The sequence below is a fragment of the Herbaspirillum sp. 1130 genome (assembly GCF_017833835.1).
GTDB lineage: Bacteria > Pseudomonadota > Gammaproteobacteria > Burkholderiales > Burkholderiaceae_D > Herbaspirillum > Herbaspirillum huttiense.
In genome coordinates this window covers 305,447-321,867 of sequence record NZ_JAFICQ010000002.1, presented here as the reverse complement: position 1 = coordinate 321,867, position 16,421 = coordinate 305,447, and the positions used below count along the sequence as shown (strand labels likewise).

The window sequence follows — 16,421 nt, the reverse complement described above, 5'->3', positions numbered from 1 at the left end:
ATGCGGTATTGCGCAGGAGGGCTGCGGCGCGCATGGTCAGGCCGGCTCCAGCACGATGGCCTGCATGGGTATGCCCACCAGTCCGCTGGAAACACTGCTGGACTCGGACTTGAAGATCAGGGCGTCATGAATCCAGTGCAATTGTACATGCTCGTCCTGCGTGCCCTCGGCCACGGCGACGTTGATCGAATACTGGCCATTGGGCAAGATCGGCATGCGAAACTCGAAGCGCGCCTGCAGCTGCTCACCCGCCGCGCACGGTACCGGGTCGGACTCATAGCTGAGATAGGTGTTTTCCCCAAACAGCGTCTGTCCCAGCTTGTCCTTGACGAAGAAACCGACGATCGGCGAGCGCAAGGAATCGACAGCCGTGATGCTGATGGCGAGCGTCACCGCCTCGCCGCCCACCACCCAGTTCAGACGCTCGCCATCCTCACCGACGAAACTCACATCGGTAATGGCGGCACCGCCGCTGCCCAGGGCTGCGGCCTCCGGATCGAAGGTGAAGACCTGCAGGTCATTGCGCAGGTTGCTGGCATTGATCTTGTCACGCCGCACATCCACGCTCGGACCTTCAGCGCGAATGCTGGACCGCGCCACCTTGGCGACGGCGCTCTTGCCCTGCTGGGCCTCATAGAATTCCTGCAGGTACAGATCGCAGACATGGCGTGGCTCTCCTGCCGAGCGCATGTGACCGCGGTCGATCCAGACGGCATGCGTGCACAGGTTCTTGATCGAGGCGGTGTCATGGCTGACGAACAGCACCGTACCGGTCTTCATGAAACCGCGCAGGAAGCGCATGCATTTCTGGGTGAAGAAGGCATCGCCTACAGCCAGCGCTTCATCGATCACGAGGATGTCGGCATCGACGTGGGCGATCACGGCAAAGGCCAGGCGCACATACATGCCGCTGGAATAGGCCTTGACCGGCTGGTCCATGAAATCGCCGATATCGGCAAACGCCTCGATGTCCTTGAAGCGGGCTTCGATCTGCTGGCGCGTGAGTCCCAGCAGCTGTCCGTTCATGAAGACATTTTCGCGTCCGCTGTATTCCGGATTGAAACCGGACCCCAGCTCCAGCAAGGCTGCCACGCGCCCCGTGACCTCGACCGATCCGGCGCTCGGATTGAGCGTGCCGCAGATGATCTGCAGCAGGGTACTCTTGCCCGAGCCGTTGCGGCCGATGATGCCGACCGTTTCGCCCTTGCGAATTTCCAGCGAGATATCGGACAGCGCATGGTGCTTGCGCGCCAGCTGATGCGCACGCTGGCCCAGGCGTTGCCGCAAGCCCGGCACCGGCACGATTCTGGCCAGGCCCGCCAGTACCGCCTGGGTGAGCCGATCGGCAGGACGCTCGTAGGTGTTGAAGCTCTTGCTGACACCGGAGACGCGGATCGCAATATCAGAGGACATCCGCGAAACCCTTTCTGGCCTTTTGAAAACAGAAATAACCGAACCAGGCCGTCACTGCGGCGACGGCCGCATACACCAGCCATTCGCGCCAGTCGGGCGCATGGCCGTAGATCAGCACCTGGCGCGCTTGCTCGATGGGAATCGCCAGCGGATTCAGCCGCGCCAGCGAACGCCACTGCTCCGGCAATGCAGAGGTCGGAAAGAAGATCGGCGACAGGAACATCAGGCCGGTGAGGAAGATGCCGATGGTCTGGCCAATGTCACGCAGATAGACGCCGGTGGCCGCCAGCAGCCAGCTTGCCCCGGCAATCAGCATGGCCAGGGGCAGCAGCACCAGCGGTATGTACAGCGCCGTCACCGGCACATGGCCCGCCACAGTCCATTCGAAACCGACCAGGACCAGCAGGCTGACTGCTGCATGAAACAGCGCCGACAGGAGATTGACGCAAGGCAGGATCTCCAGCGGGAACACCACTTTCTTGACGAAGTTGACGTTGTTGAGCACCAGGCTGGGCGCCTTGCCGATGCATTCCGAAAAGAAATTGAAGACGATCAGCCCGGCAAACAGCACGATGGCGAATTGCGATTGCGACTCGTCGCCGGTCCCGCCCCACTTCGCTTTGAAGACATGGCTGAACACCAGCGTGTAGATGGTCAACATGAACAAGGGCGTCACGAGACTCCAGAAGACGCCCAGCAAGGAACCCTTGTAGCGGCCGATGGCCTCGCGACGCGCCAGTTCCAGCATCAGGACGCGATGGTTCCACAGTCCGGACAACATCGAGAGGGGCGTGCTCTTATGCTTGATCATGGTGCGCAAACAATTCTGCCAGGCAGCGATCGACGTCATCCTGCCAGGCAGCGATGGGCAGGCCGAAGGTCTGCGTGAATTTTTCCAGCGACAGGCAGGAATTGGACGGGCGCGGTGCCGGTACCGGATAAGCCGCTGCAGGGATGGCCTCGATGTCGGCTGCCTTGATGTTCAAGGGCTGCCCGGCTTCGGCTGCACGCTCGATGACGTATTGAGCGTAGCCATGCCAGTTGGTCCGGCCTCCGCCGGTGAAATGGTAAATGCCCGCCGTATCGGCCACGCGCGCGGGCGTGCCGGCGTTGTCGCCTGCCATCAAGGCATCGCGGGTAGCTTCAGCAATTGCGCGGGCGAAGGTCGGCGCACCGAACTGGTCCGCCACGACACGCAGGCTGGTGCGCTCGCTGGCAAGACGCAGCATGGTCTTGAGGAAGTTTCCGCCGTGCACGCCATAGACCCAGCTGGTCCGCCAGATCCAGAACTTGTCGGTAGCCGCGGCGATGGCCTGCTCGCCCGCCAGCTTGGTCTTGCCGTAGACGCTCTGCGGATCGGTCGGATCGGTTTCGAGGTATGGCCCGGCCTTGCGTCCGTCGAAGACGTAGTCGGTGGAATAATGAATCAGTGCCGCCCCCAGAGCGCTGGCCTCTTCGGCCATGACGGCAGGTGCCTGCGCATTGATCGCGTGCGCTGCCGCCTGCTCGGTCTCGGCGCGATCCACTGCGGTGTAGGCCGCGGCATTGATGATCACATCGGGGGCTTGCGCGCGAATCAGACTGCGCAACTGCCCGATATCGGCCAGGTCCAGCGTCTGACGATCAAACGCCGCGACCTCGGCCACGCCACGAAACGCACGGACCAGTTCACTGCCAAGCTGACCGTTCTTGCCGGTCACCAGAATCTTCATTCAAATACCTCCGCATCGGCCAGCAATGCGCCGACCGCGTCCTTCGCCGACAACACGGGCTCGCTATCCAGCGGCCAGTCGATCCCCAGCGCCGGATCATCCCAGCGAATGCAGCGCTCATGCTGGGGCGCCCAGTAATCGGTGGTCTTGTAGAGGAATTCAGCGTAGTCGGTGGTGACCACGAAACCATGGGCAAAGCCCGGCGGAATCCACAGCTGGCGGCGGTTTTCGGCAGACAGCCGCACGGCGGTCCAGCGTCCGAAATGCGGCGAACTCTTGCGGATGTCCACGGCGACGTCATACACCTCGCCCATGATCACGCGCACCAGCTTGCCCTGCGCCTGCTGGATCTGATAGTGCAGCCCGCGCAGGACATTGCGTGCCGAGCGCGAATGATTGTCTTGCACGAAGTTGACGCGCTGACCAGTCGCTTCTGCGAAGCGCTGCTCATTGAAGCTTTCATAGAAAAACCCGCGGTCATCGCCAAACACCTTGGGTTCGATGATCACTACTCCGGGCAGGTCTGTCGTCTGGATTTGCATGCTGCGTCAATGGGCTAGGGAAAAATCAAAACGGACCCCATCGGGATCCGCATGGCTGATGTCCGATGGGCGTGGACTAGACGATATCTCCGCGCAACAGTCTGAACAGATACTGTCCGTAGGCGTTCTTCTTGAGAACCTCGGCCTGGCGCTCAAGCATTTCGGCGTCGATGTAGCCCTTGCGGAAAGCGATTTCCTCCGGGCAGGCCACCTTCAGTCCCTGGCGGTGTTCGAGGGTGGCGATGAATTGCCCGGCCTCAAGCAAGGAATCCTGCGTACCGGTATCGAGCCATGCCATGCCGCGCCCCATCAGTTCCACATTCAGGGTACCTGCTTCAAGGTAGGCACGGTTGACGTCGGTAATTTCCAGCTCGCCGCGGGCGGAGGGCTTGATCGATGCCGCGATGTCACACACCTGCTTGTCGTAGAAATACAGCCCGGTCACGGCGTAGTTGGAACGCGGTGCGGCCGGCTTTTCTTCGATGCTGACCGCGCGCCGCTGAGCGTCGAACTCGACCACGCCATAACGCTCGGGATCATTGACATGATAGGCGAAGACGGTCGCACCACTCTCGCGCGCCGCAGCGTGCTTGAGGTTGCGCTCGAAATCCTCGCCGTGATAGATGTTGTCACCCAGAATCAGTGCCGAGTTCTCGCCGTTGATGAAGTCACGGCCGATGATGAAGGCTTGTGCCAGGCCATCCGGTGTAGGCTGCACCGCGTAGTTCAGCGACAGGCCCCACTTGCTGCCGTCACCGAGCAGGTCGCGGAAACGCGGCAGGTCCTGCGGTGTCGAGATGATGAGGATGTCGCGAATCCCCGCCAGCATCAGCGTGCTCAGCGGGTAATAGATCATGGGCTTGTCATAGACCGGCAGCAGCTGCTTGGACACCACCGTGGTGACGGGGTACAGGCGCGTGCCCGAGCCTCCCGCGAGAATGATGCCCTTCTTGGTGCTTGCCGATTGGGTAGCTGTGCTCATTATTGTGCTCCGGCGATTTGCTCACGGCCATGGTAATTGCCTTCGATCCACTTGCGGTATTCGCCCGAACGCACGTTGGCTACCCAGTCCTGATTGGCCAGATACCACTCGACCGTCTTGCGCATGCCGGTCTCGAAGGTCTCGGCCGGGGTCCAGCCCAGTTCGCCGGCGATCTTGGCGGCGTTGATGGCGTAGCGACGGTCATGGCCGGGACGATCTGCCACGAACACGGCCTGATCAAAATACTTGCCGCTAGCCTTGGGCGAAAGCTCATCCAGCAGGCCGCACAAGACCTTGACCACGTCCAGGTTGGCCTTTTCATTGTTGCCGCCGACGTTGTATTCCTGCCCGGGACGACCGGCCTCCAGCACGCGGCGGATGGCCGCGCAGTGATCAGTCACGTACAGCCAGTCTCGCACTTGCATGCCGTCACCGTAGATGGGCAGCGACTGCCCCGCCAGGGCATTGGAAATGACCAGGGGAATCAGCTTCTCGGGGAAGTGATAAGGACCGTAATTGTTGGAGCAATTGGTCACCAGGGTCGGCAAACCGTAGGTGTGATGATACGAGCGCACCAGGTGGTCAGAAGCTGCCTTCGAGGCCGAATAAGGGCTGTTGGGCGCATACGGCGTGGTCTCGGTGAAGGCCGGATCCTCAGGGCTGAGCGAGCCGTAGACTTCATCGGTGGACACGTGCAGGAAACGGAAATCGGATTTTTCCTGTCCGTCCAGCCCGCTCCAGTAGGCACGGGCTGCCTCCAGCAGGGAGAAGGTACCGTTGATGTTGGTGCGAATGAACTCGCCCGGACCATGGATGGAACGATCCACATGGCTTTCGGCGGCGAAGTGCAGGATGGCGCGCGGACGGTACTGCAGGAACAACGCCTGCACCTGATCCTGATCGCAGATGTCACCTTGGACGAAAATATGGCGGGGATCATCCCCCAGGCTCTTGAGATTTTCAAGATTGCCTGCATATGTCAGCTTGTCGAAATTGACGACAGACTCGTCATTGGACTTCAGCCATTCCAACACGAAATTGGAACCGATAAAGCCCGCCCCCCCGGTGACAAAAATCATTTCACGACCCTGATAAATTTACGGCAAATAGCAATGGACTCGTTAAGTTGCATTTAAGACAACTCCAAAAGCCAACGACCGAGAATTATCTCAGAACTGGTGACCAATTGCGAGATTGGCCGCTTGACAGGCGTTCCCGAAAGCAACAACCCCTTGCGCCTCGTAAAGTTACGAGTTCTGAAACGGACTTCACGCGCTCATCTTGCCAACAGGGGTGCCAGCAGTTCTGTTGTTTTATGCGAGGCGCCCTGATGCGCGCCGGCGAAGCCATGCGCCGCATGCGTCATGGCAGCGATCCGATCCGGATCGGCAAACAGCGCGCTCGCCATGTCCCACAATTGTTCAGCTGAAGAGATGCGACAAGCCGCACCGGCCTTGATGGCCTGGTCCGTGATACTGAGGAAATTGAAGGTGTGCTCGCCGACCAGCACCGGCTTGCCCAGCGCCAGCGCCTCAATCAGGTTCTGCCCCCCCAGCGGCAACAGACTGCCGCCAATGAAGGCCACATCACACAAGGCGTAATAGGCGAACATTTCGCCCATGGAATCGCCCAACACGACATCCACCTGATCCCAGTCAACGCCCTGCCCCAGGGCGGCACGCCGGCGCAAGCGCAAACCCTGTGCCTGTACCATTCCGGCCACCTCATCGAAACGCTGCGGGTGGCGCGGCACGATCACCGTCAGCCAGCCGGTCCTCCCCAGCTTGGCCAGCGCATCCAGAATCAAGGCTTCCTCGCCCTCGCGCGTGCTGGCACAGAGCAGGATCTTGCGCTCCCCGATGGCGCGCTTCCATGCAAGACCGCGATCGACCATCTCGGCCGGCGGCTGCACGTCGAACTTGAGGCTGCCGGTCACTTCGACGTGCCGCGCCCCGAAGGCACGCAGGCGCTCAGCGTCGGCCGGCGACTGGGCCGCGACCACATCGATCGCCTCGGCCGCCGGACGCAGCAGCGCGGCAAAACGCTGGCCGCGCCGCAGTGAACGCTCCGACAGGCGGGCATTGGCCAGCATCACCGGCACCTGGTGCCGGCGGCATTGCCTGATCAGGTTGGGCCAGACTTCGGTCTCCATCAGCACGCACACCACAGGCCGGAAGTGGCGCAGGAAACGCGCGCACATCCATCCCGTGTCGTACGGCAGGAAGCTCTGCACCACGCGCGCACCGTGCTTGCCATAGACCTGAGTTCCCGTCTCGCGGCCGGTGGCGGTCATGCAGGTGAGCAGAATGGAATGCTGCGGATATTGCTGCAACAAGGCGTCGATGAGCGGCTCGGCGGCACGGGTCTCGCCAACCGAGACGGCATGCACCCAGATGAAACGCGCCTGTGGGCCAGACAGGCGCGCCTCTTGCGAATAGAAGCCCAGGCGTTCGCCCACATGCGCCCGGTAGCCCGGTTCCTTGCGGCCGCGCCGCCACAGGCGCAGCAGTACCAACGGCAGCACCAGCCACCAGACGAGTGAATACAGCAGCCGCATCTCAGACCAGGGGATGGCCGACCAGGCGCGTCAGAATGGCCAGCGGACTGGATTGCGGATCATATTGCTGGTCCGGTGCCAGGTGCAGGGTCTGTTCCATCATGTACTGGCCCGACATGACCGCGTGCGAGGCCTGGTCCGAGAAGCAGATCCAGACGGAGCCGGCGGCAAAGGGCATGGTGACCTGCTGAGCATCCTGCTGGTACTGCATGTCGCCCTTCATGCCGTCATGCAATTGCAGCATGAGGTGATCGTATTCGCTGCGGAAGGACTTGGTCACATGCAGCGCCTTGAGCACGCTGGCCTGCCAGCGCACATAAGGTTTGGCACGCGGCAAAAAGCGCTGCGCCACAGTCTCGAAAGGCTCGCCCACGCGCCAGACGCGCGGCACGCCATCGGGATTCACATTGGTAAAGACGCGCAGGATGCGTTCGCCGTAATTGGGCCGCGAAGGAAAAGCGTCCACGTGCATGCGGCGGTCATCGGCACGCCACGACTGGGCCCGCGTCTCCACCTGCATCGGGCGGTAGCTGGTCGGGGCAATGCGCAAGGCATCGCGGTATTTGGGCAACAAGGTATGCACCAGCGACAACGCCTGCTCGCGGAAGCGGCCAATCATCGCGGCCAGCGCCAGCTGCTGCTCGGTGGCGCCGGCGGCACCCTTGATGTGTCCGCGTGCATCCAGGCTGATGTTGCGCGACTTGGGCGCGCGCACGGCCGGATCCAGCAGCTTGCGCTCGGAGTCCATCAACTGGAAAGCCAGCTGCGGGAAGTACAGCACCTTGCCGGCTTCCAGCGCAGTGATCCAGTCCTGATTGGGATACTCGACCTGCCATTCGGTCAGGCCAATCTCGATAATTTGCGATTCCATGGCGCGTATTATGCCCGCAAGCGCTCTGCCCGTGTGGCCAACCCGGTGGCCCTGGCACGCCTGCAAGGCAGGCCGGATGCGGCTTGTCACGCAAAGTTGATGCTTTGAACAGGGCGTTTGATCTGCTTCAACGCATACCCAAGTCCGCCCCAAGGGACAATCAAACTCAGGCCAGCAAGCGCAGCGCGGCCGTCAACACATCCTCTTCGGACGGCGGCGCGCCCAGATCGCCCAGGTTGATGATCGCCGGCGACCAGTTGCCCTCGGTCTTCCAGCGCGGCGAGTCACAGTAGAGTTCGATGGTCGGCTTGCCATAGGCGGCGGCGATGTGGGTCAGGCCGGTGTCGAGTCCGACCACCAGCCGCGCCTGCTGCACCAGGGCCACAGCCTGCATCATCGGCAGCGCCGGCAGCACGGTGGCACCGGGAATGCCGGCCGCCAACTGGCGTGCCGCCTCCTGCTCGCGGGCACTGCCCCAGGGCAGCAGGATCTGCAATCCGCGCGCGGCCAGGGCCTGGCCCAGCTTGATCCACTGCGCCTGCGGCCACTGCTTGGCAGCACGGGCGGTACCATGGAAGAAAACGACATACGGCTGCTCCGGCATCCAGGCCCAGCGCGCAGGCTCCGGCGGCTGCAGGGCAAAGTCGGGCTGCCCGTCCAACTGATAGCCCAGCGCAGCCGCCGCGACCAGCCTGGCGCGCGTGACGGCGTGCGTGCGCAGGCCGACCGGGATGCTCTGGTCATGGAAAATGCGGGAGATTGGTTCATATCCCGAGCCTTCGGTCGCATTGGCCAGGCCGATGCGGCGGCCCTGCGGTGCCAGGCGCGCCATGCGCATCACGACGCTGGTCTTGAGCAGGCCCTGAGTATCGAACACGAGGTCATAGCGCTCGGCCTGCAGCTCCCGCCGGAATGCCCCGATCTCGGCGCGCGTGGCCGCCGAGAACAGGGTCTTGCGCCAGCGCCGCAGGGCGATCGGGATGATCTTGCGGACGTGGGGATTGAGGCCGACCAGACTGGTGTAGCCCTCTTCGACCGCCCAGTCGATCTGGGCCGCGGGGAAATGACGATGGATGTCCGCCACCATCGGCATGTTGTGGACGACGTCTCCCAGCGAGGAGACACGGACGATAAGAATGTTCAAGGCTGACCCACGTTGGCGTGACTTTATTGGTGGGCCAGCATCTTACCTCATCGGCGCATCAGAACGGCAGTGTCACATCAGGACGCGCGGCCAGGATGACCTTGCGGAATTCGCCCTGGATGCGCTCCAGTGCCTCGGGCGTCTCGGCCTCGAAACGCAGCACCACCACCGGCGTGGTGTTGGAGGAACGGGCCAGGCCGAAGCCGTCGGCGTACTCCACGCGCAGGCCGTCGATGGTGATGATGTCCTGGGCACCGTCGAACCTGGCATCGCTTTGCAGCTTGCCGATGAGCGCGAAGTTCTCGCCTTCCTGCAGCTTCAGCTGCAGTTCCGGGGTGCTGACCGATTGCGGCAGGGCGTTGAGCACGGCCGACGGATCGCTCTGGCGGGCCATCAGTTCCAGCATGCGCACGCCGGCGTAGAGGCCGTCGTCGAAACCGAACCAGCGGTCCTTGAAGAAGATGTGGCCGCTCATCTCGCCGCCCAGCGGCGCACCGGTTTCGCGCAGCTTGGCCTTGACCAGCGAGTGGCCGGTCTTCCACATCAGCGGCTGGCCGCCGCGTGCGGTGATCCAGGGCGCCAGGTGGCGGGTGCACTTGACGTCGTACAGGATTTCCTTGCCCGGGTTGCGGGTCAGCACGTCTTCGGCGAAGAGCATCAGCTGGCGGTCCGGGTAGATGATCTGGCCATCCTTGGTCACCAGGCCGAGGCGGTCACCGTCGCCATCGAAGGCCAGGCCGAGTTCGTTGTCGGTTTCCTGCAGGCAGCGGATCAGGTCCTGCAGGTTTTCCGGATGAGCCGGGTCGGGGTGGTGGTTGGGGAAATTGCCATCCACTTCGCAGAACAGCTCGGTGACTTCACAGCCCAGCGCGCGATAGATTTCACCGGCAAAGGCACCGGCCACGCCGTTGCCGCAGTCCACGGCGATCTTCAGGGGACGGGCCAGCTTGACGTCCGAAATCATGCGGGCGATGTAGGCGGCCTTGATGTCATGCGTGCTGTAGTTGCCGGCACCCTGCGGGAATTCGCCCTTGACGATGGCCTGGTACAGGCCCTGGATGGTCTCGCCGTGGATGGCTTCACCGGCCAGCACCATCTTGAAACCGTTGTAGTCCGGCGGATTGTGGCTGCCGGTGACCATGATGCCGGACTGCGTGTCCAGCACGTGGGTGCCGAAATAGACCATCGGCGTGGCGACCATGCCGAGATCGATCACATCCACCCCGACCGCCTGCAAACCCTTGGCCAGCGCGGCCGACAGCGAGGGGCCCGAGAGCCGGCCATCGCGCCCGATCACGACCTTCTTCTGCCCCTTGGCCAGGGCGGCGGCACCGAAGGCCTGGCCGATCTGGAAGGCGACCTGGTCGTCCAGGGTTTTGTCGATGATGCCGCGGATGTCGTAGGCTTTGAAAATGGAATTGGAGATCATGGAAATCAGGTCCTCAAGTACGGATACGGGTTGGAGGGAATACGGATTCAGAGCGAGCCATCATGATTTGCTGACCACCTCAAGACGCGGGCTCTCCAGTCGCTGCGCGGCCTGGCGGCGCTTCTCGACAAAGGCCCAGTCAACGATCTCGGCTGCCGGCTGGTAGCCGCTGACCAGCTTGTGCAGCAGCGCGCGGATGGCCCCGATGTCATTGGCCTGCAGCGCGTCATGGAGATGGCGCAGTTCCTCGGCCAGACGGTCCCACGGGATGAAATCTTCATGCGCGGTCATGATGCGCGGATGCGCGGTCGGCGCCGGCTGTTCGCCGATGAGCAATTCTTCATACAGCTTCTCACCCGGGCGCAGTCCGACCGTCTGGATTTCGATGTCGCCGTCCGGATTGTGCTCATCGCGTACCGACAAGCCGGACAACTCCACCATGCGACGCGCCAGATCGAGGATGCGGACCGGCTCGCCCATGTCGAGCACGAACACGTCACCGCCTTCGGTCATCGCGCCGGCCTGGAGGACCAGTTGCACGGCCTCCGGAATGAGCATGAAGTAGCGCGTCACATCGGGATCGGTGAGCGTGATCGGACCGCCGGCCTTGATCTGCTCGCGGAACAGCGGCACCACCGAGCCGGAAGAGCCCAGCACATTGCCGAAACGCACCATCGAAAAACGCGTCAGGTTGCGCGTCCCGGTGCCATTGGCTTCCTGCCCGAGGAAACGCGGCACCACCTCGACATCGGAGAGCGACTGCAAGACCATTTCCGCCATGCGCTTGCTGGCCCCCATGATGTTGGTCGGGCGCACCGCCTTGTCGGTGCTGATGAGCACATAGTCGCTGACCTGGTTTTCAATCGCTGCCCGCGCCACGCAATAGGTCCCGAAGACGTTGTTGGTCACGCCCTCGACCGGGTTGTGCTCAACCAGCGGCACGTGCTTGTAGGCCGCGGCGTGGTAGATCGTGCGCGGTTGCCAGGTACGGCAGACCTGGCTGATGCGATCGAAGTGGCAGACGTCGCCCAGCAGCGGGATCAGTTCAGTGCCGGGCGAGACGCTGGCCTGCCGCTGCTGCAGATCGCGGTGAATCGTGTAGAGGTTGTATTCATTCTGCTCAAACAGCAGCAGCTTGGAGGGCCGCGAGCTGAGGATCTGGCGGCACAGCTCACTGCCGATGCTGCCGCCGGCCCCGGTGACCAGCACCACCTTGTTGGTGACGTTGCGGCCTACCAGCGCGGGATTGGGCAGCACCGGCTCGCGTCCCAGCAAATCGAGGATATCCAGTTCATGGGCATCGGTGATGGCCACTTTTCCTTGCGCCAGGTCTGCCAGATCGGGGACCGAGCGGATATGCACATGGAACGGCCGCAACTTCTCGATGATTTCCTTGCGCCGGGCCCGGCTGATGGAGGGCAGCGCGAGCAGGATATCGGTGATCGCAAAGGTCTCGATCAGACGCTCCGCCTCGCTGGCGGGATAGACGCGGCGGCCGTTGATGGTCTTGCCATAGAGTTCGCGGTTGTCTTCCAGGAAACCGAACAGCACCAGCTGGTGCTGCCGCTCCATGGCTTCGGCAATCTGCGCGCCCACCTGGCCGGCACCGTAGACCAGCAGACGCGACTGGCGCAGATGCTTGCGCTTGGAATCGACCTGGCTCAGCCACAGCCGGGCAAAGGCGCGGCTTCCGCCCACCATCACCAGCAGCAGCAGCGGCTGCAGGACGCCGAGCGAACGCGGAACGCCCGGCAAGGCCAGCCACACCAGCAAGGTGAACAGCAACAGTCCATAGAGAGCGACGGCCTTGGCGATGGTCACGATCGCGGCAATCCCGGTGTAGCGGAACACCGAGCGGTACAGGCCCATGCGCACGAAGATGGGCAACATCAGTACCGGAGCAATCTGGTAGACATGCCACTGGTAACCCTGCGGCCAGTGCAAGCTGTCCAGGCGCAGGGAAAAGGCGATCCAGGTCGCCAGCAAGGAGATCAGGACATCGATGGTGGCAACGATGGCTTGCTTGTTCAACCGCGGCAAATCCAGCACATGGCGTCTCATGACTGCCAATCCTTCATTTTTATTGGTTCCTTGCAAGATGTTCAGTGAGAAATACCATCCCGTCCGAGCACTTTGGCCACCGTCATCCAGAGGATGCGCAGGTCGAAGAAGAAGGACTGCTGTCTCAGGTATTGCTCGTCGAACTGGACCTTGACGGGAATCGGCAGTTCATCGCGCCCATTCACCTGTGCCCAGCCCGTCAGGCCCGGCTTGAGCCTGTGTACCCCGCGTTCACTGCGCAACGCGATGAGATCATGCTGATTGTAAAGCGCCGGCCGGGGACCGACCAGCGACATGTCGCCTCGCACGATGCTCCACAGTTGCGGCAGCTCATCCAGGCTGGTCTTGCGCAGCAGGCCGCCGATGGGCGTCAGGTGTGAACCGGAATCGGTCAACAGATGCGTCGCCACCGCCGGGGTTCCCGTTTTCATCGACCGGAATTTGGGCATGCTGAAGATCCGGTTATCCTGCCCTACCCGATCCGACCAGTACAGGACCGGTCCGCGCGAGGTCAGCTTGACCAGGATGGCCACCAGCAACATCGGTAGTGCCAGCACCAGGCAGGCCGCCACAGCAACAAAAATGTCAAAGAAACGTTTCATGATCAAAATAGGCACAACCGTGCAAATGCCGTCGTATGATAACTTTTATGTATGACAGCCGCTAACATTTCCTTGCCCATTCTTGCAGGCACAGCAAGCTTTTTACTTCATATGCATTCTTCTTCCCCTATCTATGCGATCGGCGACCTGCAGGGTTGTGCCGGTTCCCTGGAACAGTTGCTGGCCAGCCTCCCGGACACCACCCCTTCACTGATCTTCGCCGGCGACCTCATCAACCGCGGCCCCCAATCCCTTCACACCCTGCGCACCGTGATGCAGATGGGCGAGCGCGCCCAATCGGTGCTGGGCAACCATGACCTGCACCTGCTGGCCGTGGCCTGCGGCATCCGCCCGGCGCACCGCGACGACACCCTCGACGATATCCTCAACGCCCCCGACCGCGACGAGCTCATCGACTGGCTGCGCCACCGCCCCATGGCCATCCACGAACAAGGCCACCTGATCGTGCATGCCGGCGTGCTGCCCCAATGGGACCTGCAACAAGCCCTGGCGCTGGCCAACGAGGTGGAAACCATGCTGCGCAGCAACCAGTGGATGGACTTCCTGCGCCACATGTACGGCAACCAGCCCGACCGCTGGAGCGACGACCTGGCCGGCCATGATCGCCTGCGCTGCATCATCAATGCCTTCACCCGCCTGCGCTTTTGCCAGGCGGACGGGACGATGGACTTTGCGGTGAAGGAAGGCGCGGCAGCGGCGCCGGAAGGTCTGATGCCCTGGTTCGAGGTGCCAGGGCGAAGGACCGAAGACGTGACCGTGGTCTTCGGTCACTGGTCCACACTGGGACTGGTGATGCGCCCCAACCTGATCGCCCTCGACACGGGATGTGTCTGGGGCGGCAAGCTCAGTGCGGTGCGACTTGAGGATCGGGCGCTGTTCCAGGTGCAGTGTCCGCAGGCGCGGCGGCCGGGCTGAGCGATTCCGGCGAGTATCCCAGTCCGGTGGCAATGACTTCACGCGCGGTGCGCGCGAGGTCGCGGCGATGCGCGCCGTCCGTGCTGATCAGGGGCAATTGCTTCAGTTCGGCCGTCATCCCCTTGGACTTGAGGATGCTCATGATGCTCTCGGCGATGGACATGTCCCCGATGAAATCAGCCGCCGCATGCAGCCGGCCCTCGCCATCCACATAACGCAGCGCATACGGCTGCACCGGTGCCTTGGCATCGATGGCAGCCTCGAACAGGTTGGCGTGGAAAGGCAGCAGCGTGCCCTGCGCGGCCGTCGTGCCTTCAGGAAAGAAGGCGACGTGCTCGTCCTTCTCGATGCTTTCCACCAGGCCTTTGAAAATGCGCCGCACGTCGCTGGCCTTGCCGCGCGAAATGAAGATGGTGCCGGTCTTGGCGCACAGCCAGCCGATCAGGGGCCAGCTGCGGATTTCCGACTTGGCCACGAAACGGCAGGGCTGCAGCGAGTTGACCACGAAGATGTCCAGCCAGCTCACGTGATTGGACACCAGCAACGAACGCGGAATCGGCAGCGGGCTGTCGATCTTGATGGCGATGCCGCAGATGCGCAGCAGCTTGCGCGACCAGCGCCGGATGTGCGCCTCCCGCCCCTTCTCGGAGGTGAACGGGAACAGGAAGGCACAGACCGCCATGCCCTTGAAGAGATGCGCGATCAGGCGCAGCAAACGGAAAACGAACATGGCGTATTCGGGTCTTGATGAGGTCGTGATCGAATCGTCGTGACGAAAAACGGCTTGATCGAAATTCAAGATCGAAGTTGCCCGCAGTCAACCATCGATCAAGAAAAAATCAAACTGAAAATCAAGCGACAGGTTTTCAGCGCTCGAAGGCAATATGCCCCGAGACGATGGTCGCCTTGACCACGCCCGGCAGCTCATAGCCTAGGAACGGGGTGTGCTTGCCCTGGCTGGCCAGTGCCGAGCCCTGCACCTTCCACAAGGTGTTGGGATCAAACAGGCACAGGTCGGCCACGCTGCCCACGGCCAGGTTGCCGGCCTTCAGGCCCGCCACCTTGGCGGCGCGATGGGTCACCTTGGAGATGGCCTTGGACAGTACTTCCTTGCCCTCGCCTTCAGTCTCCAGCGCCCACTTCAGCGACAGCGACAGCAGCAGTTCCAGGCCGGTTGCGCCCGGCGAGGCTTCGCCGAAGGGCAGCAGCTTCTCATCGTCATCGACCGGGGTGTGATCCGAGCAGACGGCATCGATGGTGCCATCCAGCAAGGCCGTGCGGATCGCTTCACGGTCGCGCTGCGAGCGCAGCGGCGGCGTCATGCGGGCATTGGAATCGAAGAAGCCGATGTCCAGGTCGCACAGATGGATGTGGTGTACACCCACATCGCAGGTCACCGGCAGGCCTTCGCTCTTGGCCTGGCGCACCAGCTCCAGACCGGCGGCCGAGGACATGCGGCACAGGTGGACGCGGGCACCGGTGGCGCGCATCAGTTCGAACAGGGTATAGAGCGCAATGGTCTCCGACATCACCGGCACGCCCGACAAACCCAGGCGCGAAGCGGCCGGGCCGCTGTGGGCGATGCCGGTGCGGCCCAGGTGCGGGTCCTGCGGGCGCAGCCAGACGGTGTAGTTGAAGGTCTTGGCGTATTGCAGGGCCGACAGCAGCACGGTGGTATCGGTGATCGGCTCTTCGGCTTGCGAAAAGCCGATGCAGCCGGCTTCGGTCAGCTCGGCCATTTCGGTCAGCGCTTTTCCTTTGAGGCCGGCGGTGAGCGCGCCCAGCGGATAGACGTGGGCCTGATTCAGCGAACGGGCTCGGTGCTTGAGCATTTCCACCAGGCCAGGTTCGTCCAGCACCGGGTCGGTATCCGGCGGGCAGACCAGGCTGGTCACGCCGCCCTGGATGGCGGCCTGCATTTCGGATTCCAGCGTGGCCTTGTATTCGTAGCCGGGCTCGCGCAAGCGGGCCGACAGGTCCACCAGGCCGGGAGCCACGATCAGGCCGGTAGCGTCGATGGTCTTGTTGGCCACGAAGTCAGCCGGGGCCTGGCCGACGCCGACGATCTTGCCGGCGGCCACATACACATCCTGCTGGGCATCGATGCCGTTGGCCGGGTCGATCAGGCGGCCGTTCTTGATATGCAGTTTCATCAGTTCTTGTCTTCTTAAC

15 protein-coding genes are annotated in these 16,421 nt (G+C 62.6%); 1 reads left to right on the top strand and 14 read right to left on the bottom strand.

Annotation, left to right across the window (positions count from 1 at the left end; all coding sequences use genetic code 11):
• Positions 1–36: 36 nt before the first annotated feature.
• The 12 genes from JOD78_RS10250 to JOD78_RS10195 all read right to left on the bottom strand — a co-directional run bounded on the left by JOD78_RS10250 (position 37) and on the right by JOD78_RS10195 (position 13,313).
• Complete coding sequence (locus JOD78_RS10250) at positions 37–1,413, bottom strand: ABC transporter ATP-binding protein (protein ID WP_134135608.1); 1,377 nt, start codon at positions 1,411–1,413, stop codon at positions 37–39.
• Positions 1,403–2,224: an ABC transporter permease gene (locus JOD78_RS10245; RefSeq protein ID WP_121043076.1), complete on the bottom strand. Its 822-nt coding sequence runs from the start codon at positions 2,222–2,224 to the stop codon at positions 1,403–1,405. The genes JOD78_RS10250 and JOD78_RS10245 overlap by 11 nt, the downstream gene beginning before the upstream one ends.
• Entirely contained in the window at positions 2,211–3,125 is a 915-nt protein-coding gene (gene rfbD, locus JOD78_RS10240; RefSeq protein WP_134135610.1) for a dTDP-4-dehydrorhamnose reductase, read from the bottom strand. Before rfbD ends, JOD78_RS10245 begins: the two co-directional genes overlap by 14 nt.
• On the bottom strand, positions 3,122–3,667 hold the full coding sequence (gene rfbC / locus JOD78_RS10235; RefSeq protein WP_121042745.1) for a dTDP-4-dehydrorhamnose 3,5-epimerase: 546 nt from the start codon (positions 3,665–3,667) through the stop codon (positions 3,122–3,124). The genes rfbD and rfbC overlap by 4 nt, the downstream gene beginning before the upstream one ends.
• Positions 3,668–3,743: 76 nt before the next feature.
• The gene (rfbA, locus tag JOD78_RS10230; protein ID WP_039789334.1) at positions 3,744–4,649 is read right to left on the bottom strand and encodes a glucose-1-phosphate thymidylyltransferase RfbA; all 906 of its coding nucleotides are present in this window, start codon (positions 4,647–4,649) and stop codon (positions 3,744–3,746) included.
• Entirely contained in the window at positions 4,649–5,728 is a 1,080-nt protein-coding gene (gene rfbB, locus JOD78_RS10225) for a dTDP-glucose 4,6-dehydratase (protein WP_121042743.1), read from the bottom strand. Before rfbB ends, rfbA begins: the two co-directional genes overlap by 1 nt.
• Positions 5,729–5,925: 197 nt before the next feature.
• The gene (waaA, locus tag JOD78_RS10220) at positions 5,926–7,206 is read right to left on the bottom strand and encodes a lipid IV(A) 3-deoxy-D-manno-octulosonic acid transferase (protein ID WP_209568135.1); all 1,281 of its coding nucleotides are present in this window, start codon (positions 7,204–7,206) and stop codon (positions 5,926–5,928) included.
• A 1-nt stretch (position 7,207) separates the two neighbouring features.
• Complete coding sequence (locus JOD78_RS10215) at positions 7,208–8,077, bottom strand: Kdo hydroxylase family protein (protein WP_134135615.1); 870 nt, start codon at positions 8,075–8,077, stop codon at positions 7,208–7,210.
• Positions 8,078–8,243: 166 nt separating this feature from the next.
• Positions 8,244–9,221 carry a lipopolysaccharide heptosyltransferase I gene (waaC, locus tag JOD78_RS10210; RefSeq protein ID WP_121042739.1) on the bottom strand — a complete coding sequence of 326 codons (978 nt, stop codon included), beginning with the start codon at positions 9,219–9,221 and terminating at the stop codon, positions 8,244–8,246.
• A gap of 58 nt (positions 9,222–9,279) precedes the next feature.
• The gene (locus JOD78_RS10205) at positions 9,280–10,656 is read right to left on the bottom strand and encodes a phosphomannomutase/phosphoglucomutase (protein WP_310162089.1); all 1,377 of its coding nucleotides are present in this window, start codon (positions 10,654–10,656) and stop codon (positions 9,280–9,282) included.
• Between the two features lie 54 nt (positions 10,657–10,710).
• Entirely contained in the window at positions 10,711–12,711 is a 2,001-nt protein-coding gene (locus JOD78_RS10200) for a nucleoside-diphosphate sugar epimerase/dehydratase (RefSeq protein WP_134135619.1), read from the bottom strand.
• Between the two features lie 41 nt (positions 12,712–12,752).
• Positions 12,753–13,313 carry a sugar transferase gene (locus tag JOD78_RS10195; RefSeq protein WP_039789887.1) on the bottom strand — a complete coding sequence of 187 codons (561 nt, stop codon included), beginning with the start codon at positions 13,311–13,313 and terminating at the stop codon, positions 12,753–12,755.
• 111 nt (positions 13,314–13,424) lie between these two features.
• Between JOD78_RS10195 and JOD78_RS10190 the strand changes: the two genes are divergently transcribed.
• Positions 13,425–14,249 carry a symmetrical bis(5'-nucleosyl)-tetraphosphatase gene (locus JOD78_RS10190; RefSeq protein WP_209568140.1) on the top strand — a complete coding sequence of 275 codons (825 nt, stop codon included), beginning with the start codon at positions 13,425–13,427 and terminating at the stop codon, positions 14,247–14,249.
• On the opposite strand, the gene JOD78_RS10185 is transcribed toward JOD78_RS10190, so the two are convergent.
• Both JOD78_RS10185 and JOD78_RS10180 read right to left on the bottom strand, forming a co-directional pair.
• Positions 14,179–14,979: a lysophospholipid acyltransferase family protein gene (locus JOD78_RS10185; RefSeq protein WP_134135622.1), complete on the bottom strand. Its 801-nt coding sequence runs from the start codon at positions 14,977–14,979 to the stop codon at positions 14,179–14,181. The genes JOD78_RS10190 and JOD78_RS10185 overlap by 71 nt on opposite strands.
• Before the next feature lie 136 nt (positions 14,980–15,115).
• Entirely contained in the window at positions 15,116–16,402 is a 1,287-nt protein-coding gene (locus JOD78_RS10180; protein ID WP_039789323.1) for a dihydroorotase, read from the bottom strand.
• Between the last annotated feature and the right edge of the window lie 19 nt (positions 16,403–16,421).

Coding starts and splice junctions, on each gene's coding strand:
- waaA (WP_209568135.1), bottom strand. CDS start 7,206: ATGCGGCTGCTGTATTCACTCGTCTGGTGGCTGGTGCTGCCGTTGGTA.
- JOD78_RS10180 (WP_039789323.1), bottom strand. CDS start 16,402: ATGAAACTGCATATCAAGAACGGCCGCCTGATCGACCCGGCCAACGGC.
- rfbD (WP_134135610.1), bottom strand. CDS start 3,125: ATGAAGATTCTGGTGACCGGCAAGAACGGTCAGCTTGGCAGTGAACTG.
- JOD78_RS10190 (WP_209568140.1), top strand. CDS start 13,425: ATGCATTCTTCTTCCCCTATCTATGCGATCGGCGACCTGCAGGGTTGT.
- JOD78_RS10250 (WP_134135608.1), bottom strand. CDS start 1,413: ATGTCCTCTGATATTGCGATCCGCGTCTCCGGTGTCAGCAAGAGCTTC.
- rfbA (WP_039789334.1), bottom strand. CDS start 4,649: ATGAGCACAGCTACCCAATCGGCAAGCACCAAGAAGGGCATCATTCTC.
- JOD78_RS10200 (WP_134135619.1), bottom strand. CDS start 12,711: ATGAGACGCCATGTGCTGGATTTGCCGCGGTTGAACAAGCAAGCCATC.
- rfbC (WP_121042745.1), bottom strand. CDS start 3,667: ATGCAAATCCAGACGACAGACCTGCCCGGAGTAGTGATCATCGAACCC.
- JOD78_RS10245 (WP_121043076.1), bottom strand. CDS start 2,224: ATGATCAAGCATAAGAGCACGCCCCTCTCGATGTTGTCCGGACTGTGG.
- JOD78_RS10215 (WP_134135615.1), bottom strand. CDS start 8,077: ATGGAATCGCAAATTATCGAGATTGGCCTGACCGAATGGCAGGTCGAG.
- JOD78_RS10185 (WP_134135622.1), bottom strand. CDS start 14,979: ATGTTCGTTTTCCGTTTGCTGCGCCTGATCGCGCATCTCTTCAAGGGC.
- rfbB (WP_121042743.1), bottom strand. CDS start 5,728: ATGATTTTTGTCACCGGGGGGGCGGGCTTTATCGGTTCCAATTTCGTG.
- JOD78_RS10195 (WP_039789887.1), bottom strand. CDS start 13,313: ATGAAACGTTTCTTTGACATTTTTGTTGCTGTGGCGGCCTGCCTGGTG.